This is a genomic window from Streptomyces sp. PA03-5A (assembly GCF_033792725.1).
In the GTDB taxonomy this organism is placed as follows: Bacteria; Actinomycetota; Actinomycetes; order Streptomycetales; family Streptomycetaceae; genus Actinacidiphila.
The window spans coordinates 108,924-129,281 of record NZ_JARAVL010000011.1; the positions used below are offsets into that span (position 1 = coordinate 108,924).

The 20,358-nt window shown below is 73.5% G+C and carries 21 protein-coding genes; 14 read left to right on the top strand and 7 right to left on the bottom strand.

The genetic code is table 11. The annotated features are described in order from the left end of the window. Window positions 1-4: 4 nt before the first annotated feature. On the bottom strand, window positions 5-1,348 hold the full coding sequence (locus tag PV410_RS15980; protein WP_500325063.1) for a 6-phospho-beta-glucosidase: 1,344 nt from the start codon (window positions 1,346-1,348) through the stop codon (window positions 5-7). Then, on the bottom strand, window positions 1,345-2,097 hold the full coding sequence (locus PV410_RS15985; RefSeq protein ID WP_500325064.1) for a DeoR/GlpR family DNA-binding transcription regulator: 753 nt from the start codon (window positions 2,095-2,097) through the stop codon (window positions 1,345-1,347). Before PV410_RS15985 ends, PV410_RS15980 begins: the two co-directional genes overlap by 4 nt. A 195-nt stretch (window positions 2,098-2,292) precedes the next feature. Between PV410_RS15985 and PV410_RS15990 the strand changes: the two genes are divergently transcribed. The 4 genes from PV410_RS15990 (at window position 2,293) to PV410_RS16005 (ending at window position 6,495) form a co-directional block, all read left to right on the top strand. Then, window positions 2,293-3,345, top strand: a complete 1,053-nt coding sequence (locus PV410_RS15990; protein WP_500325066.1) for a carbohydrate kinase family protein — start codon at window positions 2,293-2,295, stop codon at window positions 3,343-3,345. A gap of 9 nt (window positions 3,346-3,354) precedes the next feature. Continuing rightward, window positions 3,355-4,629, top strand: a complete 1,275-nt coding sequence (locus PV410_RS15995) for an extracellular solute-binding protein (protein WP_500325068.1) — start codon at window positions 3,355-3,357, stop codon at window positions 4,627-4,629. Between the two features lie 145 nt (window positions 4,630-4,774). After that, on the top strand, window positions 4,775-5,659 hold the full coding sequence (locus PV410_RS16000) for a carbohydrate ABC transporter permease (protein ID WP_500325250.1): 885 nt from the start codon (window positions 4,775-4,777) through the stop codon (window positions 5,657-5,659). Then, a complete protein-coding gene (locus PV410_RS16005; protein WP_500325070.1) occupies window positions 5,656-6,495 on the top strand; it encodes a carbohydrate ABC transporter permease in 840 nt (279 codons plus the stop codon). Before PV410_RS16000 ends, PV410_RS16005 begins: the two co-directional genes overlap by 4 nt. Window positions 6,496-6,552: 57 nt before the next feature. Here the strand turns inward: PV410_RS16005 and PV410_RS16010 are convergent, their stop codons facing one another. After that, window positions 6,553-7,305, bottom strand: coding sequence for a DUF4097 family beta strand repeat-containing protein (locus PV410_RS16010; RefSeq protein ID WP_500325071.1), 753 nt, complete (start codon window positions 7,303-7,305; stop codon window positions 6,553-6,555). Window positions 7,306-7,539: 234 nt separating this feature from the next. On the opposite strand from PV410_RS16010, the gene PV410_RS16015 reads away from it, so the two are divergent. The 8 genes from PV410_RS16015 to PV410_RS16050 are packed head-to-tail and all read left to right on the top strand — an operon-like array spanning window position 7,540 to window position 12,724. Beyond that, window positions 7,540-8,004, top strand: a complete 465-nt coding sequence (locus tag PV410_RS16015) for a Na+/H+ antiporter subunit E (protein WP_500325073.1) — start codon at window positions 7,540-7,542, stop codon at window positions 8,002-8,004. After that, complete coding sequence (locus PV410_RS16020) at window positions 8,001-8,279, top strand: MrpF/PhaF family protein (protein ID WP_500325075.1); 279 nt, start codon at window positions 8,001-8,003, stop codon at window positions 8,277-8,279. Before PV410_RS16015 ends, PV410_RS16020 begins: the two co-directional genes overlap by 4 nt. Further along, window positions 8,276-8,578: a monovalent cation/H(+) antiporter subunit G gene (locus PV410_RS16025; RefSeq protein ID WP_500325077.1), complete on the top strand. Its 303-nt coding sequence runs from the start codon at window positions 8,276-8,278 to the stop codon at window positions 8,576-8,578. Before PV410_RS16020 ends, PV410_RS16025 begins: the two co-directional genes overlap by 4 nt. Continuing rightward, a complete protein-coding gene (locus tag PV410_RS16030) occupies window positions 8,575-8,847 on the top strand; it encodes a Na(+)/H(+) antiporter subunit B (protein ID WP_500325078.1) in 273 nt (90 codons plus the stop codon). The genes PV410_RS16025 and PV410_RS16030 overlap by 4 nt, the downstream gene beginning before the upstream one ends. Beyond that, window positions 8,844-9,572 (top strand): MnhB domain-containing protein, encoded by a 729-nt coding sequence (locus PV410_RS16035; RefSeq protein WP_500325080.1) that lies wholly within the window; start codon window positions 8,844-8,846, stop codon window positions 9,570-9,572. The genes PV410_RS16030 and PV410_RS16035 overlap by 4 nt, the downstream gene beginning before the upstream one ends. Next, the gene (locus tag PV410_RS16040; RefSeq protein WP_500325081.1) at window positions 9,569-9,913 is read left to right on the top strand and encodes a sodium:proton antiporter; all 345 of its coding nucleotides are present in this window, start codon (window positions 9,569-9,571) and stop codon (window positions 9,911-9,913) included. The genes PV410_RS16035 and PV410_RS16040 overlap by 4 nt, the downstream gene beginning before the upstream one ends. Before the next feature lie 11 nt (window positions 9,914-9,924). Further along, window positions 9,925-11,802 (top strand): complex I subunit 5 family protein, encoded by a 1,878-nt coding sequence (locus PV410_RS16045; RefSeq protein WP_500325083.1) that lies wholly within the window; start codon window positions 9,925-9,927, stop codon window positions 11,800-11,802. 49 nt (window positions 11,803-11,851) lie between these two features. Beyond that, the gene (locus tag PV410_RS16050; protein ID WP_500325085.1) at window positions 11,852-12,724 is read left to right on the top strand and encodes a DMT family protein; all 873 of its coding nucleotides are present in this window, start codon (window positions 11,852-11,854) and stop codon (window positions 12,722-12,724) included. 33 nt (window positions 12,725-12,757) lie between these two features. On the opposite strand, the gene PV410_RS16055 is transcribed toward PV410_RS16050, so the two are convergent. Continuing rightward, window positions 12,758-15,172, bottom strand: a complete 2,415-nt coding sequence (locus PV410_RS16055) for a phosphoketolase family protein (protein WP_500325252.1) — start codon at window positions 15,170-15,172, stop codon at window positions 12,758-12,760. 236 nt (window positions 15,173-15,408) lie between these two features. On the opposite strand from PV410_RS16055, the gene PV410_RS16060 reads away from it, so the two are divergent. Next, on the top strand, window positions 15,409-17,322 hold the full coding sequence (locus PV410_RS16060; protein WP_500325087.1) for a PAS domain S-box protein: 1,914 nt from the start codon (window positions 15,409-15,411) through the stop codon (window positions 17,320-17,322). Here the strand turns inward: PV410_RS16060 and PV410_RS16065 are convergent. After that, a complete protein-coding gene (locus tag PV410_RS16065; RefSeq protein WP_500325088.1) occupies window positions 17,297-17,719 on the bottom strand; it encodes a VOC family protein in 423 nt (140 codons plus the stop codon). The two genes, PV410_RS16060 and PV410_RS16065, sit on opposite strands and share 26 nt — an antisense overlap. A 133-nt stretch (window positions 17,720-17,852) precedes the next feature. Here PV410_RS16065 and PV410_RS16070 point away from each other — a divergent pair, with 133 nt between their 5' ends. Continuing rightward, the gene (locus PV410_RS16070; protein WP_499510480.1) at window positions 17,853-18,572 is read left to right on the top strand and encodes a class I SAM-dependent methyltransferase; all 720 of its coding nucleotides are present in this window, start codon (window positions 17,853-17,855) and stop codon (window positions 18,570-18,572) included. A 7-nt stretch (window positions 18,573-18,579) separates the two neighbouring features. Here PV410_RS16070 and PV410_RS16075 read toward each other — a convergent pair whose 3' ends face one another. Both PV410_RS16075 and PV410_RS16080 read right to left on the bottom strand, forming a co-directional pair. Next, on the bottom strand, window positions 18,580-19,743 hold the full coding sequence (locus PV410_RS16075) for a lactate 2-monooxygenase (protein ID WP_500325090.1): 1,164 nt from the start codon (window positions 19,741-19,743) through the stop codon (window positions 18,580-18,582). 68 nt (window positions 19,744-19,811) lie between these two features. Next, window positions 19,812-20,348 (bottom strand): DoxX family protein, encoded by a 537-nt coding sequence (locus PV410_RS16080; RefSeq protein WP_500325092.1) that lies wholly within the window; start codon window positions 20,346-20,348, stop codon window positions 19,812-19,814. Window positions 20,349-20,358: the final 10 nt, after the last annotated feature.

Below are 20,358 nucleotides of genomic sequence, written 5' to 3' on the forward strand. Positions count from 1 at the left end.
CCCCTCAGTCCCGGAGGTAGGCGAGGTCGGGTACGTGCTTGCGGTAGCCGTCGAGCAGACGCCGGCCGACGGCGACGGAGTCGACGAGCGGGTGGAGCGCGAAGGCGCGCAGGGCGGCGGTGCGCTCGCCGGTGGTGGCGGCCCGGATGACGTCGCGCTCGACGGCCTTGACGGAGGTGACCAGGCCGACGGCGTGGCCCGGCAGCGGATCGCCGACGATCGGGCGGGCGCCGTTGGCGTCCACGTGGCAGGGCACCTCGACGACGGCCTCGGCGTCGAGCGGCTCCAGGGCGCGGCGGTTGCGGACGTTGAGGATGAGCGTGGTGCGCTCGTCGAGGGCGATGGCCCGCATCAGGGCGAGGGCGACCTTCTCGTAGCCGCCGGACTCCAGGTCGCACGAGTCGCGTTCGCCGGCTCCCGCGGCCTCCCGGACGTCGGCGCCGTAGGTGGTCTCGCGCTCCAGGCGGGTGGCGTCCCAGGCCGCGAAGGGCTCGGTGCCCGGGGCGCGCATCGTCTCGTAGAAGCGCTGCTGCTGCTCCAGGAGGAAGGCGCCGCGGGTGTGCTCGGCGTCGCGCGCGGCGGCGACGGTCTCGCGGTTGGAGTAGTAGTAGTTCAGGTACTCGTTGGGCACCGAGCCGAGGGTGCGCAGCCAGTCGGCGCCGAAGAGCTTGCCCTCCTCGAAGGAGGTGAGCGCCGCCTCGTCGGCCAGCAGCCGCGGGAGCAGGTCGACGCCGTCCACGCGCACCGCCCGCAGCCAGCCGAGGTGGTTCAGGCCCGCGTAGTCGAACCAGGCGCGGCCGGCGTCGACGCCCAGGGCGCGCGCCACCCTCCTGCCGAGGCCGACGGGCGAGTCGCAGATGCCGATGACGCGGTCGCCGAGGTGGTGGGACATGGCCTCGGTGACCATGCCGGCGGGGTTGGTGAAGTTGATGACCCAGGCGTCGGGCGCGAGCCGCGCGATGCGGCGGGCGATGTCGACGGCGACGGGGATGGTGCGCAGCCCGTACGCGATGCCGCCGGGTCCGACCGTCTCCTGGCCGAGGACGCCCTCGTCGAGGGCGACGCGCTCGTCGACGACGCGTCCGGCGAGACCGCCGACGCGGATCGCGGAGAAGACGAAGTCGGCGCCGGTGACGGCCTCGTCGAGGTCGGTGGTGACGGTGACCCCGGGCGCGTCGGGGTGTCCCTGCGCCTGCTGCCGCAGCACCCGGACGATGGCGTCCAGGCGTCCGGGGTCCAGGTCGTGCAGGGTCACGTGGGTGACGCGGCCCGCCGCACGGTCCTCCAGCAGGGCGCGGTAGACCAGCGGGACGCGGAAGCCGCCACCACCGAGAATCGTGAGCCTCATACCTCGACCACCTCCACCCCCGCCTCGCGCAGCGAGGTCCGGGTCGTCGCGTCCGCCGGGGCGTTGGTCACCACGACGTCGATGTCCTCGGGCCCGCACACGCGGGCCATGCCGGTGCCGGGGAACTTCCCGGCGTCCGCCGCGAGCACCACCTGGTCGCTCGCCGCGATCATGGCCCTTTTGACGGGCACCTCCACGGCGGTCGTGTCCAGTATCTGCCCGCCCGGGCGGATGCCGCTGGTGCCCAGGACCAGCCGGTCGGCCCGGACCTGGCGCAGGTTGTCCTCGGTGAGGAAGCCGACCAGGGAGCGGTACTCGCGGCGCACGACCCCGCCGAGCAGCACCAGCTGGACGTCCTTCTCGTCCTGCAGCTCCTCGTAGACCGCGAGGTTGCTGGTGATCACCGTGAGCGAGCGGCCGCGCAGGTGCCGGGCGACCCGCAGTGCGGTGGTCCCGATGTCCAGCAGCACGGTCTCGCCGTCCTTGATGATCTCGGCGCACCGGACGGCGATGGCGTCCTTGGCCTCGACGCGGACGGCGGCGACGTCCGGGAACGGGTCGTCCTCGCCGGTCAGCGGGACCGCGCCGCCGTAGACACGCTTCAGCAGGCCCTCGTCCTCGAGCTGGATGAGGTCGCGGCGGATCGTGGCCTGGCTGGCGCCGATCCGCTCGGCCAGCACGGTCACCGAGGTGGGGCCGTCCGCCCGCAGCGCACGGAGGATCAGCTCATGTCGTCGGTCGGGGAGCATGGCACGAACCCTACCCGGGCTCTCTGCAAAGTCAATCAAAGTCGAGCAGGTTTGTGATTGACCCTTGTCAAACCACTGCACAGCATGCAAGCTCTTGCCTACTTCAGGCCGGGGCGTCCCCCTGTCCGGGCCTGGACCGGGGGGACACGAAGCACCGGGCGCCCCGCGCCGGTGCCCCTGGAGAGGTAGGTCGCAATGCCGCGGTCGACGCACGCCCGCAGCACCCGGGAGGAGGCAGCCGATGTCTTCCTGTCAGGGCTGCTCTTCTTCGACCTGGGTTTCACCGGGCTCCCCTCGGCTCCCACCCCGGGCGCCGAGGTGTGGACCAAGGGCATGGGCACGTCGCCCGGCGGGATCGCCAACTTCGCGGTCGCGCTGAGCAGGCTGGGGCTGCGCACGTCGCTGTCCGCGGCCTTCGGTGAGGACCTGCTCGGCACGCACCTGTGGCACGAGCTGTCCGTGACCGAGGGCGTCGACCTCTCCCGCTCGCGCCGCTTCGCCGGGTGGCCGACCCCGGTGACCGTCTCGCTCGCGTACGACGGCGACCGGGCGCTGGTCACCCACGGCCAGGAGCCGCCGCTCGGCCCGGACGCGATGATCGGCGAACCGCCGGCGAGCCGGGCCGCGATCGCCCACATCGGCGCCGAGCCGCTGGAGTGGGTGGGGCGCGCGCACGCGGCGGGCACCCTGGTCTTCGCCGACGTCGGCTGGGACCCCTCGGAGCGCTGGAGCCCGGCGGTGCTGGAACAGCTCGCCCTGTGCCACGCCTTCATGCCCAACGCCGAGGAGGCGATGGCCTACACCCGCACCGGCACCCCGCGGGCGGCGTTGTCCCGGCTGGCCGACCTCGTGCCGCTCGCCGTGGTCACCGACGGCGCCGGGGGCGCGCTGGCGGTGGACTCCACGACGGGCGAGAGCGTGTCGGTGGCCGGTCTGCCGGTGGACGCCGTCGACACCACCGGCGCCGGCGACGTCTTCGGGGCCGGGCTGGTCGCCGCCACCCTGGCGGGCCGCCCGCTCGCCGACCGGCTCCGCTTCGCCAACCTCGTCGCCGCGCTGTCCGTGCGGCGGATCGGTGGCGCCGCCGCCGCACCGGACGTGGCCGCCGTCGCCCGCTGGTGGCGGTCCGTGCGCGACTCCCCCGGCAACGACGACCTGCGCTCCGCGTACGCCTTCCTCGACCACACCGTGCCGGCCGCCGCGACGACCGCCGCCGGCCCGCACCACGCCGATCAGCCCGAGCAGTAGGAGAACCCCGTGGACCTTTCCCGCAGACGATTCCTGCAGGCGACCGTGCTCACCGCCGCGGCCGCCGGCCTCACCGCCGCGTGCGGTGGCGGCGGAACGGGCGGCACCAGGAACGGCAAGAACCTCACGCTCTGGTACTGGGGCGGCGGGCTGAGTGACAAGGTTGTCAAGGACGCCGAGGCGCACTTCACCGAAGTGACCCTGAAGTCCGCGCAGATAGGCGGCGACTTCAAGCAGAAGCTGCTCACGACGCTGACCGGCGGCCAGTCCGTGCCCGACATCACCGGCATCAAGGGCGAGGACATGGCCTCCTTCCTGCCCAACGCCAACCGCTTCCTGGACCTCAACGACCTGGGCTTCAAGGACGTGGCCCCGCAGTACCTGGAGTGGAAGAGCAAGCTGGCGCGCAGCGAGGACGGCCGGCAGATCGGCTTCCCGATCGACATCGGCCCCACCGCGATGTTCTACCGCGCGGACTTCTTCGAGCAGGCCGGGCTGCCCTCCGAGCCGGAGCAGGTCGCGGCGCAGATCAAGACCTGGGACGACTGGCTGGCCGCGGGCCGGGAACTGCGCAAGGCGGTGCCGTCGGCGTCGCTGATCAACAGCGCGAGCGCGGTCTTCGACATCGCCGTCGGCCAGGGCACGCAGCGCTTCATCGACACCGGCAACCACTTCGTCGGCGACCAGGACCACATCCGTGCCGCCTGGGACCTGGCCGTGCGGCCGTACGGGCTCGGGCTCGACGCCAAGATCAACGACAACAGCTGGAACGCGGCCATCGCCAAGGGCACGCTCGCGACCGAACTCGGCGCCGCCTGGCACGCCCTGGACATCTCCTCCGCCGCGCCCGACTCCAAGGGCAAGTGGCGCGTGGCCCCGATGCCGGGCGGCCCGTCCAACCTCGGCGGCTCGTTCCTGGCGCTGCCCCGCCAGTGCCGCAACCCCGAGCAGGCCTTCAAGGTCGTGAGCTGGCTGCTGAGCCCCGCCAACGACGCCCGCGGCTTCGCCGACGCCGCGATCTTCCCGGCCGCCCCCGCGGCGTACGCGATGCCGCAGATGACCGCCGGCGATCCGTACTTCGGCGGCCAGAAGACCATCGACGTCTTCGGGCCGGCCGCCAAGGCGATCCCGGAGGCGTACGAGGCCCCGGCGGACGCGGCCCTGATGGCGACGTACAAGACCGAGCTGACCAACGTCGAGACCAAGGGCAAGAAGGCGGACGATGCCTGGAAGGACGCCGTGGCCCAGGCCAAGCAGATCGCGCAGCGGCAGGGCGTGCGCTGACATGGCGGCGCCTCCGACCACCGGCCCCGGCTCCGTCGCGGTGGACGCCACCGGCGGCGGCCCGGGGCGGCCGCGCCTGCGTCCGCGCCGCTCCGCGCCCGCGCACCACCTGCCGCAGCCGGCGGCGCGGGCCGCCCGGCGCGGTGTGCTGTCCTTCTGGCCGCAGTACCTGGCGATCTCGCCGTTCTACCTGGTCTTCGGCGTCTTCATGCTCTGGCCGGTGTTCTACTCGCTCTACCTGGCCTTCCACCGCTGGGACGGCATCGGCGAGATGCAGTTCGTCGGGTTGCAGCAGTTCCGCTTCCTGATGGACGACCCGGTCTTCTGGCTGTCGATCCGCAACACCCTGGCCATCTGGGTGCTGTCGACGGTGCCGACGCTCCTGGGGGCGCTGGTGCTGGCCACGCTGCTCAACTCCGTGCGGCGCTTCAAGTCCTTCTACCGGATCGCGCTCTTCCTGCCGAACGTCACCTCGATCGTCGCCATCGCGATCTTCTTCGGGGCGGTCTTCAGCAACAACTTCGGCCTGGTCAACGCGATCCTGCACATGGCCGGCCTGCCCGAGGTCCAGTGGATGAGCAATCCGTGGACCATCAAGCTGGTCATCGCGCTGCTGATGACCTGGCAGTGGACCGGGTACAACATGATCATCTACCTGGCGGGGATGCAGGCCATCCCCGGCGAGGTCTACGAGGCGGCGCGGATCGACGGGGCCGGGCCGGTGCGGACCTTCCTGCGCATCACGATCCCGATCCTGCGCCCGGTCATCCTGTTCACGGTCGTCATCTCGACCGTCAACGGCCTGCAGAGCTTCACCGAGCCGCAGGTCCTGTTCGGGAGCAACGCGGCCAACGCCAATCTCGGCGGCCCCGGCCAGGCGGGTCTGACCACCTTGCTCTACTTCTACCAATCGGCGTTCTCCAACAACGACTTCGGCTACGGGGCCGCCATCGTCTGGGCGTTCTTCGTGCTCATCCTCGTGCTCGTCGTCGTCAACTGGCGCCTCGTCCAGCGCGGGAGGAAGTCATGACGCGCACCGCACGGTCGCTGCGCCCCAAGGGGCTCACCGCGCACCTCGTGCTGATCGTCGCGGTCCTCGTCTCGGTCTTCCCGTTCTACTGGACGATCGTCATGGCGACCAACACCACCCGCGACATCTACCGCACGCCGCCAAAGGTCTCCTTCGGCCCGCACCTGCTGGACAACGTCCGCACGGTGCTCGACAGCATCGACTTCTTCGGCTCGATGCTCAACACGCTGGCGGTCGCCTGCGTCTCGACCGTGCTCGTGCTCCTCGTCGACTCGATCGCGGCCTTCGCCTTCGCCAAGTTCGACTTCCCCGGGCGCAAGTGGCTCTTCGGGGTGCTGCTCGTCTTCATGATGCTGCCGCTGCAGCTGGCGATCATCCCGCAGTACCTGATCATGATGCACCTGGGCTGGCTCGGCACGCTCAAGGCGCTCATCCCGCCCGCGCTGGCCAACGCCTTCGGCATCTTCTGGCTGCGCCAGTACGTCAGCGGGGGCGTCCCCGACGAACTTCTCGACGCCGCCCGCATGGACGGCTGCGGCTTCCTGCGCCAGTACTGGCACGTGGTGCTCCCGATGATCCGCCCGGCGCTGGCGTTCCTCGGCATCTACGCCTTCGTCAACGCCTGGAACGACTACGTCTGGCCGCTGATCGCCCTGGTCAACCCCGAGCACATCACGCTCCAGGTCGCCCTGGCCCAGCTCAACGTCGGCCGCTCCACGGACTACAGCGTCGTGATGGCCGCCGTGCTCATCGCCTCCGCGCCCCTGGTGCTGGTCTTCGCGCTCTTCGCGCGGGGCTTCATCGCGGGCGCGACCGAGGGGGCCGTCCGCGGCTGACCCGTCACCGGTCCCGGGGCGCGCCGACCGGCGCCCCGGGGCGGCCCGGGCGGGCGGTCAGCCCGTCTGCACCGTGACCATGCCGTTCTCGGTGGTGGCGGTGATCCTGCGGGACGACGACGGATCGGTCGGCACGCTCACCTGCCTCATGCCGACGCCGGTCCGGGCCCGCACGTCGTAGGCGGTTCCGGGCGGCACGGTGACGGTGACCATGCCGTTCCCGGCGGTGGCGGTGACCTCCTGCGGTGCGACGGCGAAGGTCGCCTCGACCGTGCCGTTCCCGCTCGTCAGGGACGCCCGGCGGGCGCCGAGCGCGCTGCCGGTGACGCCGCCGTTGCCCGTGCCGAGGTCGACCGAGCCGGTGACGCCGTCCGCCTCGACCTCCCCGTTGTCCACCCTGACGGTGACGGGCGTCGCGGGGGGCACCCTGACGACGTAGTCGACCTTGCACGGCCGGCTGTTCCCGCACCCGGAGCCGACCAGCCGCAAGGTGCCGCCCTCGACTTGATGACGGGTGGCCGGCTTCACGGCGCCGTACTCCAGGGTCTCGGTCACCGACATCGGCCCGCTCCCCACGGTGATCCGCACGGAGCCGTTCTCATTGCGCACGTCGAGCGCCTTCGCGCCGGAGATCTCGTAGGAGTGCGGGGAGGACCCGCCGGTCGCGCCGCCGGGTGACCCTCCCCCCGAGGGCACGGCGGGGCCGGTGACGTCGGCACCGGGTGCCCCGTCGCCGCCCGCGTCGCAGGACACCAGGAACCCCTCCGCCGCAAGGGCCAGGACGACCGCCACCGCGCGCCAACTCTTCACCACTGCCTTCTCCTTGCACGTCGCCAACCATCGCCCCACGGGAGCATATCCCTGCAAAGGCGGCATTCCCGATCCTCCGATGAGGTGAATGGCCCGCCGGGACGCGGGTACACGCGCCTCGACCGCGGTGCGGCGAACGGGTGGCAGCGGCCGTGCGGGCGGCGCGCGGGGCGGGCCGGGTGCGCCGCGGCCGGTAGACCTGGCGGACGGGGCGGACGGATCCGGGAGGGCAGGATGGGGCGCACGGCGGCCGAGGTGACGGGGTGGCTGCTCGTGCTGCTCGCCCTGTACGTGGTGCTGATCGGGCCCGTCACGGTGCTGGAGGTCATCGTCGGCGCGGCCGGCGCGTTGCTGGCCGGCATCGCCGCGCACACCGTACGGAAGGCCGCGGACGCGGCGCCGGGCGGTGCGCGGTACGGGGCACGTGCGGTACGCGCCTGGCCGGGTGCGGTGCTCTCGGAGACCTGGCAACTGGCCGTGGCGGCCGTCGGCGGGCGAGCGCACCGCGGCGGCCTGCACACCCTGCGGCTGCCGGAGGGCGTCGGGGCGGGATGGGCGACGGTGATGCTGTCCGCCACCCCGGGCACCGTCGTGGTGGACGTCGACGACAGCGGCGAACGCGCCGTCACGGTGCACCGGTTGGGTGGCGGCGCGTCGGCGATGGAGCGGGCGCTGGGCGCCGAGGAGGTGCGGCGGTGAACGCGTGGCTGATCGCGGCCGGGGTGCTCATGAGCGCCGGGCTGGGCCCGTGCGCCTGGCTGGTGCTGCGCGGGGCGGCGCACGCCCGGCTGGCCGGGGTGAGCCTGGCGACGACGCTGGTGGCGGTGGTGCTCCTGCTGCTGGCCGAGGGCTTCGGGCGCACTTCGTACGGCGATCTCGCACTGGTACTGGCCGTACTGGGGCCGGTCGGGACGCTGGTGTTCACCCGGTTCCTGGCCGGGGAACCGCACGAGGGCGGCGGTGCGGCGACATGACGGTCCGTCACCTGCTGGCCCTGGCGCTGCTGGTCACGGGCTGCGCCGTGCTCCTGCTGTCCGCGGCGGCGCTGGTCCTGCTGCCCGGCCCCTACCGCCGGCTGCACGCCCTGTCCCCCGCTGGCGCGCTGGGCGCCCCGCTGGTGGCGCTGGCCCTGGCGGTGGAGACGGGGCCGGGGCGCGCCGCGCTGAAACTGCTGTTCATCGGCGTGCTGCTGGCAGCCGGCGGCACGGTGACCACGATGGCGCTCGGGCGGCTGACCGTACGCATGGACGAGCGCAGGGAGCCCGCCACGTGACGGGCACCGATGTGCTGGTGGTGATCGCGCTGCTGCTGGTGGCGGTGACGGCCACGGCGGCCGTGCTGACCCGCGACCCGGTCCGGCAGTCGGTCGTGCTGGCCTTCCTGGGCCTGGCGTTCGCGCTGCTGTTCACCGTGTTCCAGGCACCGGACGTGGCGCTGTCGCAGCTGGCCGTCGGCTCGGTGCTGACGCCGCTGCTGATCCTCCTCACCGTCCGCCGGGTCCGGCGGCCCGCGGCCAAGCGGACCGGGCGGGAGGGCCGGTGAGGCGCGGCGCGCGGATCCGGCTGTTCGCCGTCGCCGCGGCGGTGCTGTTCGCGGGCTGGGCGCTCGCCTGCGCCGGGCTGCCGCCGTTCGGCGGTGACGTCCACCCCTACGGCGACCGGGCGGTCGCCGCGGCGCTGACCCGGCACACCGCGAACGTGGTCTCCTCGGTCAACTTCGACCAGCGGGCCTTCGACACCCTCGGCGAGGAGTCCGTGCTGTTCGCGGCGGTCCTGGGGGCCACCGTGCTGCTGCGGCCGGCCCGTGACGAGCACAAGGTCGGCCCGGCGCCGCTGTCCGTGCTGCCGGCCACCCGGCTGTTCGGCGCGCTGCTGCTGCCGGTGACGCTGCTGACCGGCTGGTACGTCGTCGCGCACGGCCAGCTGAGCCCGGGCGGTGGCTTCCAGGGCGGCGTGGTGCTGGCCGCGGGCCTGCACCTGGCGTACGTGGCCGCCGACTACCGGGTGCTGGGCCGGGTGCGCCCGCTGGCCGTCCTGGAGGTGACGGACGCCCTCGCGGCGGCCGCGTTCACGGCGCTGGGCCTGGTGGGGCTCGCGGTGGCCGGCGCCTACCTGGCCAACACGCTGCCGCTGGGGACCTTCCGCGACCTGGCCTCCGGCGGGCTCGTACCGCTGATCAACGCCGCCGTCGGGGTGGAGGTGGGCTCGGGCGTCGTCGTCCTGCTCGCCGCCTTCCTCGACCAGGCCGTGGAGGTGACCGACAAGTGAGCGTGCTGCCCTACCTCGTGGCCGGCTGGGTCTTCCTGGCCGGGATGTACGGGCTGGTGACCAGCCGTGACCTGATCCAGGCCGTGGGCTGCCTGAGCGTCACCCAGTCGGGGACGTACGTGCTGCTGCTGGCCGTCGGCTACCGGCGCGGCGGCACCGCCCCCGTCTACTCCGACACCTCCGTGCGCACCCCGGTCGTCGACCCGGTCGTGCAGGCGATGACCCTGACCGACGTCGTGGTGGGGGCGGTGGTGACCGCGCTGCTGCTCAGCCTGGTCATCCAGCTGCGCAAGCGGCACGGCACCCTGGACCCGGAGTCGCTGACCGGACTGAAGGGCTGAGGGCGCCGACCGTGGGGCCGGACGCCCTGCTGCCGCTGGCCGTCGCCGTTCCGCTGCTCGGCGCGGTGCTGCTGGCCGTGTGCGGCAGATGGCTGCCGAGGCTGGGCTGCGACGTGCTGGCCACGGTCTGCGCGGCGGCGGAGGTCGTGGTCGTGGCGGCGCTGTGGGCGGGCACGGGCGACGGGCTGTCCGTGGCGTGGCTCGGCGGCTGGCGGCCGCAGGCCCCGAGCGGCCACGGCGTCGGCGTCGTCCTGGCCGCGGACCGGGTCGGCGGCGGGATGGCGCTGCTCGCCGCGGTGCTGGTGCTGGCGGTGGTGGTCTACTCGTGGCGCTACTACGCCGAGCCGGGCGGCGACCACGCGGGGAACTTCCCCGCCCTTCTGCTGCTCTTCGAGGCGGGCATGTGCGGCTTCGCCCTGACCGGCGACCTCTTCGACGCCTTCGTCTTCTTCGAGCTGATGGGCGTGGTCGCGTACGCCCTCACCGGGTACCGCATCGAGGATCCCCGCCCGCTGCAGGGCGCGCTGACCTTCGGCCTGGTCAACTCGCTGGGCGCGTACGCCTCCCTGATGGGCATCGGCCTGCTGTACGCGCGCACCGGCGAGCTGGGCTTCGCCGCGATCGGACGTGAACTGGCGCGGCACGGCGGGCCGGACGCCGTCGTGGTGTGCGGCTTCGTGCTGGTCGTGACGGGGCTGCTGGTGAAGGCCGCGACGGTCCCCTTCCACCTGTGGTTGCCCGACGCGCACGCCGTCGCCCCGACGCCGGTGTGCATGCTGCTGTCGGGGGTGATGGTCGAGCTGGGCGTCTACGGGGTCACGCGCGTCTACTGGGCGGTCTTCTCCGGTCCCGGCGGCATCCCCCCGCAGGCGCTGCGGGACACCCTGACGGCGTTCGGGGTGCTGACCGCTCTGGTGGGGGCGGTGATGTGCTGGCAACAGCGGCACCTGAAACGTCTGCTGGCCTTCTCCACCATCTCGCACGTGGGGCTGTTCCTGGTGGGCGTGGCCACGCTCACGCCGCTGGGCACCGCGGGCACCGCCGTGTACGTCGCGGGGCACGCCGGGGCCAAGGCCGCCCTGTTCGGCCTGACCGGGGTGCTACTGGACCGGTACGGCTCGGTCGACGAGCACGGGCTGCACGGCAGGGCCCGGGAACTGGTGCTGCCCGGCGCGCTGTTCCTGCTGGCCGGACTGGTGCTCGCGGGGCTGCCGCCCTTCGGCACCGGGCTGGGCAAGGCGCTGGCGGAGGACGCCGCTGCGCACTGGCTGGGGTGGCTGCCCGCCGCGTACCTCGTGGCCTCCGCGGTGACCGGCGGCGCCGTACTGCGCGCCGCGCTGCGGGTCTTCCACGGCGCAGGTCCCCGTCCTGCGTCCCACCCCTGGGAGCCGGAGACCAGTGGGGAGGGCGAGGAGCCCGAGATCCGCGGGCCGCGCCGTGTGCTGCCGGTGATGATGGTCACCGTCCCGGCGCTGCTGCTGCTCGGCTGCCTGGCGGTCGGCACGGTCCCCGCCGTGGGCGCCTCCCTCGCCCGTTCCGCCACGGTGTTCACCGACCACGCGGGGTACGCCGCCGCGACGCTCGGCCCGTCGCGGGCGGCCGGTCCTGCGCACATGCCGCCCGCGGCCGGGTGGACGCCGGAGGGCGTGCTGCTGGGCCTGCTCTCCTCGGCCGCCGCCGCGGCCCTGGCCGCGGCCGCCGTGTGGGGCCCCGGTGCCTCCGGCGCCCTCGCGCGGCGTACCCGTACCGCCGCCGGCGCGGTGACCCGGACGGCCGTGGTGCCGCTGCGCCGGCTGCACTCGGGGCTGCCCGGGGACTCCGTCGCCTGGCTGACGGTCGGCGTCGCCGTGCTGCTCGTCGCCTTCGGCGCGCAGGCAGGCGGGGGATGACGCGTGGCGGTCGCACCGGCCGCCCGCCTCCGGCCGTTACGGTCCGTGCATGGGACCGGGTATCGCCTTCGCTCTGTGTGCCGCCGTCCTGATGGGGACGGCGACGGTGATACAGGCCATGGGCGCGCGCCGGGCCGCCGCGGGCTCGCCCGGGGCGCCGTGCTCGGGCGCGCGGACGCTGCTGGCGGCACTGCGGTGCTGGCCGTTCGTCGCGGGTGTCGGGATGGACGCACTGGGCTTCGCGGCGGAGCTGGTCGCGCTGCGGTCCCTGGCGCTGTTCGTGGTCGAGGCGGCGCTGGCGTCCTCCCTCGCGGTCACCGCGGTCGTGGCGGCGGTGCTGCTGAAGGTGCGGTTGCGTGCGGCGGAGTGGACAGCGGTCGGCGCGGTGTGCGTCGGGCTCGCGGTGCTGGCGGTCTCCGCGGGCCGGGACGGCGGGGGCGAGGGGGACCTGCGGCTGCGGCTGGCGATCCTCGTCACGGCGGTCGTGCTGGCGGTCGCCGGCCGGATCGTGGACCGCCGTGCGACGCGGAGCAGGGCGGCGGTGCTCGGCGCCGTGGCGGGGCTCGGCTTCGGCGTCGTGGCGGTCGCGGTGCGGATGCTGGTCGGGTTCGAAGTGGGCGAACTGCTCGCGGACCCGGCGACGTACGCCGTCGTCATCTCGGGGATCACCGGCTTCGTCTTCCTCGTGGACGCCCTCCAGGCGGGCTCGGTGACCGCCGCGACGGCGGCGATGGTCATCACCGAGTCCCTGTGGCCCGCGCTGTTCGGGGTGGTGTGGCTGGGGGACTCCACGCGGCACGACCGGGCCCCGCTCGCCGTGCTCGGCTTCGTGCTCTCGATCGCGGGGGCACTGGCCCTGGCACGGTTCGGGGAGGCGGAGCAGGAGGCGCCGCCCGCGTCGGCCGCGGGCGGCGCGCCGTGAAGGACGGCTGACGGTCGCCTGCCGGTCAGCCGCTCACCGCCCCGGCCAGGTCCAGTCGGTGACCTCGGGCAGGTCCACGCCGTGCTCGCGGATCCACGCGTGGTGCCGCAGCCGGGCGTCCTCCATCAGCTGGCGTACCGGCGCGGCCCGCACCGCGAGCCCCGGCACGCGGTCGATGACGTCCATGACCAGCCGGAAGCGGTCGAGGTCGTTGCGGACGACCATGTCGAAGGGCGTGGTCGTGGTGCCGATCTCCTTGTAGCCGCGCACGTGCAGGTGGGCGTGGCCGGTGCGGCGGTAGGCGAGCCGGTGGATGAGCCACGGGTAGCCGTGGTAGGCGAAGATCACCGGCTTGTCGCGGGTGAAGAGCGCGTCGTACTCCGGGTCCGCCATGCCGTGCGGATGCTCGTCCTTGGGCACCAGCCGCGCGAGGTCGACCACGTTGACCACCCGTACGGCCAGCTCGGGCAGATGACGGCGGATCAGCGAGGCGGCGGCCAGCACCTCCTGGGTGGGGACATCCCCCGCGCAGGCGAGGACGACGTCCGGTTCACGGGTGCCGTCCTCGGTGCCCGCCCACTGCCAGACCCCGGCGCCGCGGGCGCAGTGGGCGCGGGCGGCGTCGAGGTCGAGCCAGTCGAAGCAGGGCTGCTTGCCGGCGACGACCACGTTGACGTAGTCGCGGCTGTGCAGCACGTGCTCGGCGGTCGACAGCAGGGTGTTGGCGTCCGGCGGCAGGTAGACCCGCACGACCTCGGGCGCCTTGTTGAGGATGTGGTCGATGAAGCCGGGGTCCTGGTGTGAGAAGCCGTTGTGGTCCTGCCGCCACACGTGCGAGGTCAGCAGGTAGTTCAGGGAGGCGATGGGGCGGCGCCAGGGCAGCGCCCGCGTGGTGCGCAGCCACTTGACGTGCTGGTTCACCATCGAGTCGACGATGTGGACGAAGGCCTCGTAGCAGGAGAACAGCCCGTGCCTGCCGGTGAGGAGGTAGCCCTCCAGCCAGCCCTGGCAGGTGTGCTCGGACAGGATCTCCATGACGCGGCCGTGCCGGTCCAGGTGTTCGTCGACGGGGAGGACCTCGGCCTGCCAGGCCTTGCCGCTGGCCTCGTAGACCGCCTGGAGCCGGTTGGAGGCGGTCTCGTCGGGGCCGACGAGCCGGAAGTCGCGGCGCTCGGTGGTGTCGGCCATGACGCGTTCCAGCAGGTCGCCGAGGACCCGCGTGGGCTCGTGCAGGGTCACGCCCGGCTTGTCGACCTCGACAGCGAACCGCTCCAGGGGCGGCACGGGCAGGTCGCGCAGCAGCAGCCCGCCGTTGGCGTACGGGGTGGCGCCGAGCCGCAGGTCGCCCTCGGGGACGCAGGCCAGCACCTGGGAGGTGGGCGCGCCGTGCTCGTCGAACAGCTCCTGCGGGCGGTACGAGCGCATCCACTGCTCGAGCTGGCGCAGGTGCTGGGGGTTGTCGCGGACCGCGGCCATCGGCACCTGGTGGGCGCGCCACGTGCCCTCCACGGGCAGGCCGTCGACCTCGGCCGGGCCGGTCCACCCCTTGGGCGTGCGCAGCACGATCACGGGCCAGCGCGGGCGCCCGCTCTCCCCGCCCTCGCGGGCGGCGGCCTGGATCTGCGCGATGCGGTCCAGGGCGGTGTCCATCGCCTCGGCCATCGCGGCGTGGACGGCCATCGGGTCGTCCCCGGTGACGTGCAGCGGCTCGTGTCCGTAGCCGCGCAGCAGTTCGTCGAGCTCGCCCTCCGGGATGCGGGCCAGCACGGTCGGGTTGGCGATCTTGTAACCGTTCAGGTGCAGCACGGGCAGGACGGCGCCGTCGTGGACGGGGTCGAGGAACTTGTTGGAGTGCCAGGACGCGGCGAGCGGCCCCGTCTCGGCCTCGCCGTCGCCGATGACGCAGGTGACGACGAGTTCGGGGTGGTCGAAGGCGGCACCGTAGGCGTGCGAGAGCGAGTAGCCCAGCTCACCGCCCTCGTGGATCGAGCCGGGGGTCTCCGGCGCGACGTGGCTCGGCACGCCCCCGGGGAAGGAGAACTGCCGGAACAGCCGGTCCATGCCCGCGGCGTCACGGGGGACGTCCGGGTAGGTCTGCGAGTAGGTACCCTCCAGCCACGCGTTCGCCAGGACGGCCGGGCCGCCGTGCCCCGGGCCCCAGACGGCGAGCTCCCGCTGCCCGCGGGCCTTGATCACCCGGTTGAGGTGGGTGTACACGAGGTTCAGGCCGGGCGAGGTGCCCCAGTGGCCGAGCAGCCGTGGTTTCACGTGTTCGGGGCGGAGCGGTTCGGCCAGGAGCGGATTGCCCATCAGGTAGATCTGGCCGACGGCCAGGTAGTTCGCGGCGCGCCAATGGGCGTCGAGGGCACGGAGCTCCTCGTCGTGCATGGCTTCCTCCGAAACGTCGGGTACGGGAGACCTCTCCTTCCCAGACTCGGCACTCCCGATGACGGTCCGCTAGGGCCGGATGGGGCCTCTTGCGGTGGTCCGGACGCCGACGGGATGTCCGACACGGGCCGTGATCTGGAGTGCGCGTGCCGCAGGAGGGGGCAGGGAAGATCGCGGATTGAGCGGATTCGGGCGAACCGGACCGGTTTCGGCGCATCCCCGGCACGGCCCGCCGCCAGGCCCTACGGTCCCGGAATCGGCCCCGAACGGACGCCCGGATGGACAGGGGGACCACGATGCACGAGACCAGGACCGACATGCCGGCCCCGGCGGTCGGCGACCCGGCCGCCGAGGAGATGTTCCGCGCGCTGCTGGAGGCGGCCCCGGACGCGATGGTCATCGTGGACGGCACCGGTGTCATCAGACTGGTCAACGCCCAGACCGAGTCCCTGTTCGGCCACACCCGGCAGGAACTGCTGGGCCGTCCCGTCGAGGTGCTGGTCCCCGATCGCTTCCGCGGCCACCACCCCGCCTACCGGCACGGCTACGCGGACAACCAGCAGGTACGGCCGATGGGCGCCGGGCTGGAGCTGTACGGGCTGCGCAAGGATGGCCGGGAGTTCCCCGTCGAGATCAGCCTGAGTCCGCTGCAGACCGCCGACGGCCTGCTGATCTCCGCGGCGGTGCGCGACGTCAGCGAGCGCAAGGCCGCCGAGGAGCGCATCAACGAGCTGGCGGTGCTCGTCGAGTCGTCCCAGGACGCGATCCTCGCCAAGACCCTCGACGGCCGCATCACCTACTGGAACGCCGCGGCACAGCGGCTGTACGGCTACGCGGCGGAGGAGGCCATCGGCCGGCACGTGTCCATGCTGGCCCCGGCGCACCTGAAGGAGGAGATCGCGACCCTGCTGCAGCGGCTCGGCCGGGGCGAGCGGGTGGAGCACTTCGAGACGCTGCGGGTGACGAGCACCGGGCGGCTGCTGGACGTGGACGTGACCCTCTGGCCGATCCGCGACCGCGACGGGGCCATCGTGGGCGCCTGCTCCATCGTGCGCGACATCGCCGACCTCAAGCGTGCCGAGGAGGAGCTGACGGAGCTGTACCGGCAGCAGCGGCACATCGCGCTGACCCTGCAGCGCAGCCTCATGGGGTCACCGGCCGAGCCGCCCGGCATGCGCACCGCCAGCCGCTACTTCCCGGCCACCCAGGGCGCGGGCGTCGGCGGTGACTGGTTCGACCTCATCCCGCTGGGCGGCGGTCAGGTGGGCGTGCTCATCGGCGATGTGATGGGGCGTGGCCTGGAGGCCGCCGCGGTGATGGGGCAGTTGCGTTCGGCGGCCCGCGCGCTGGCCAAGACCGGGATACCCCCGCGGCAGTTGATGCAGGCGCTCGACGCCTTCGTCACCGACCTGCCCGACCAGCTCGTCACCTGCTGCTACCTGGTGGTGGACCCGGACGCGGGCGAGGTGACGGTCTGCTCGGCGGGCCATCTGCCGGTGCTGCTGGTGGATCCCGGCCCCGGGGCCGCCGTGCGCGAGCTGCCCGCGCCGATCAGCGTGCCGCTCGGCGTCGGCGACGTGCCGCACCAGCAGGTGTGCCTGCCCGTCCCCGCCGGGTCGACGCTCGTGCTGTACACCGACGGGCTGGTCGAGACGCCGCGCTCCGACATCGACGCACAGCTGCGCCGGCTCGGCACGGAACTGCGCACCGCCTTCGCCCGCTCCCCCGGGCTGGAGGAGGCCGCCGACATGGTGCTCGCCTCGCTCCGCCCCGACGCCGACGGCCACGCCGACGACGTCACCCTGCTGCTCGCCCGGCTGCCCGAGGCTCCGCTCGCCGCGACCACCATGGAGGTGACGGCCGTCCCCTCGGCGGTCGCCGAGGGGCGCGGCTTCGTCCGCGAGACCCTGGCGCAGTGGGGCTGCGAGGAGATCGCGGACGCCGCCTGCCTGCTGGCCTCGGAAGTCCTCACCAACGCCGTGCGGCACGCCCAGGGGCCTTTGCGGCTGCGGCTGCACCGTACCGACCGGGAGATCACCGTCGAGGTCACCGACCACAGCACGCACATCCCGCAGCGCCGTCCGGCCGAACTCGGCGACGAGTCGGGGCGCGGTCTGCTGCTGGTGGAGGCCCTGGCCACGGGCTGGGGCACCCGGCCGTCCAGCGACGGCAAGACGGTCTGGTTCACCCTCCTGCTGGTGCACCGGTGACGCTGCGGCCGGCGCCTCCGGTCGGCCCGGCCGTCTCCACGAAGTGGGGGTTGTACATCACGCCGAGCAGGTTGCCGAAGGGATCGAGGGCCGCGCCGGCGACGAAGCCGTGGCCGTGGTCGCGCGGTGCCTCGTGCGGGCGGGCGCCCAGGGCGATCAGGCGCTCCCAGACCGTCTCGAGGTCGTCGACGTGCCAGTAGGCGACGACGCCGGCGGGCGCGGAGGGCGTGCGGGAGACGCCCAGCTCCTGGCTGTGGTCGCCGAGGCGGAACTCGATGTAGTCCGGGGTGTCGAAGTAGGGCTCGATGCCCAGCAGTTCGGTGTACCACGCCTTGGCGGCCGCGAGGTCCTGTGCGTGGTAGCGGATGGTGGCCAGGCCACGGAACGTCGTCGTCATACCGTCATGCTCGCCTGCCTTGCGGTCAGTTCCGGTCCGCATGGCGCGGGACGGGGCCCGGACGGCGGTGCGGGCACCGCCCCGGCCGCGCGCCGCTGGTCCCGGCCCGCGGGCCGTCCGTAGCATCGGGTCCATGGCAACCCTGTGGGAGCTCATGCGCGACTGCATCCCCGACGACCACGCCCGCCAGGTCACGTCGCGCTTCTACCTCGACGAGGCCATGACCTCCGCCCAGGCACCGGACCAGGTGGTGGACCTCGGCTGCGGCCGCGGCACCTCGGCCGCGCGCTTCCGCCGGCACAACCCGAAGGTGCGCTGGGTGGGCGTCGACATCGGCGACTCCCCCGAGGCGCGGCAGCGCACCGCCGGCGGGGACCCGGTCGTCCACTACGACGGCGTCCGGCTGCCCTTCCGCACCGGCGCCGTCCCGCTGATCTACTCGCACCAGGTGTTCGAGCACGTCTCCCGTCCGCGGGAGCTGCTGGCCGAGATCGGCCGCGTGCTGCGACCGGGCGCGGTCTTCATCGGCAGCACCTCGCAGTTCGAGCCGTACCACTCCTTCAGCCTCTGGAACTACACGCCCTACGGTTTCCGGGTGCTGGTCGAGGAGGCCGGGCTCGCCCTGGAGGAGATCCGGCCCTCCCTGGACGGGGTCACCCTCATCATGCGCTCGTACCACGGCCGGCCGCCCGAGTACGGCCGGTACTGGGACGAGGCGTCGCCGCTGAACGCCGAGATCGACACCTGGGCGCAGCGGACGAAGCGCGGCGCCGCCCTGGCGAACCTCCGCAAGCTCACCTACTGCGGGCAGTTCGCCTTCCGCGTCCGCAAGCCGGCCGGCGCCCCCGCCTGACGCCCGGTCACGACCCCGGGGAGAGCGCCTGCGGACCCAGGTCCCCCGGACGGGAGTGGCCCGACAGGGCGAGGGTGAGGTCGAACTCGGCGAGCAGGCAGCGGATGACGTGCTCGACGCCCGCCTGGCCGTCGAGGCCGAGGCCGTAGGCGTAGGGGCGGCCGACGAGGACGGCGTCGGCACCGAGGGCGAGCGCCTTGAGGACGTCGTCGCCGGTGCGGATGCCGCTGTCGAAGAGGACGGCGAGGCGGTCGCCGACGGCACGGGCCACGCCCGGCAGGGTCTCGGCGGCGCCGATCGCGCCGCCCACCTGGCGGCCGCCGTGGTTGGAGACGACGACGCCGTCCATGCCGGCGTCGGCGGCCAGACGGGCGTCGTCGGGGTGCTGCACGCCCTTGAGGACGATGGGCCCGTCCCAGTTCTCGCGCAGGAAGGCGAGGTCGGGCCAGGTCTTGCCGGGGTCGGCGAACATGCCGACGAAGTGCAGGACGGCCGCGTTCAGGTCCTCCTCGACGGGCTTGGCGAGGCCCGCGAGGAAGGCCGGGTCGGTGAAGTAGTTGGCGGTGCCGATGCCCTTGAGGAAGGGCAGGTACGCCTGGTCCAGGTCGCGGGGGCGCCAGGCGAGCAACGGGGTATCGAGGGTGACCAGCAGCGCGGTGTAGCCGGCGGCCCTGGCACGGCCCAGGAAGCTCCGCGTGACCTCGCGGTCCTTGGCCCAGTACAGCTGGAACCAGCGTTCCGCGTCGCCCATCGCCTCGGCGACCTCCTCCATGGGCGTACTGGACGCCGAGGAGAGCACGAAGGGCACCCCTTGCACGGCGGCGGCACGGGCGGCCGCGCGCTCGGCGTCGGGGTGCACGATCGACAGCACGCCGACCGGGCCCAGCGCGAGCGGGGCGCTCAGCGTGCGGCCGAGGACCTCCACCGTCAGGTCGCGCGCGGACACGTCGCGCAGCATGCGCGGCACGATCCGCAGCCGGTCCAGGGCCTCCCGGTTGGCACGTTCCGTGCGTCCGCTGCCCGCGCTGCCGGCGACGTAGCCGAAGGGGCCGGGCGCCAGGCGCTCGGCGGCCAGTTCCTCCAGCCGCGTCAGGTCGGTGGGGAGCGCGGGCAGCACGCCCGCGAGCCCGTTGAGGTAGATCTCGTACTGGTGGTCCGCCCGGTCGCCCATCCCTGTCCCGTCTCTCGGTGCCGAGAGCAGGACTGTGTCAGGACCGGACCGCCGCGTCCACCGTCCGGTCAGGGCTGCGGCAGTTCGGCCGCCATGTCGGCGCGTACGGCGGCGTTGCGGCGGGAGATCACCACCGCCGCGGCGACGGCACTGGCCGCGAAGCAGGCCACGACCGTCCAGGGGCAGTCCAGCACGTCGCCGGTCAGATGGTCCAGGGAGTAGCGGCCGGGCCCGGCGATCCCGATCGCGGCGGCCGTGAAGCCGAGGAAGGCCGGGTGCTCGAAGCCGCCCGAGGCGGAGAAGAAACCGGCCGGCAGGTGCACGGAGACGGCTCCGGCCATCCCCCCGGCGGCGGCCGCGCCCGCGGCCGGGGTGGCCAGGCCGAGCGCCAGCAGGGCGCCGCCGCCGGCCTCGGCGAGGCCCGAGGCGAGCGCGCTGCGCCGGCCGGGCCGGAAGCCCATGGACTCCATCGCCTCGCCCGTGCCCTCCAGGCCGTGGCCGCCGAACCAGCCGAAGAGCTTCTGGGCGCCGTGCGCGAAGAGCACCGAGCCGGTCCCGAGGCGCAGCGCGAGCAGTCCGAGGTCCTTGCGGCGGTTGGTGGGCATGGCGGGGTCC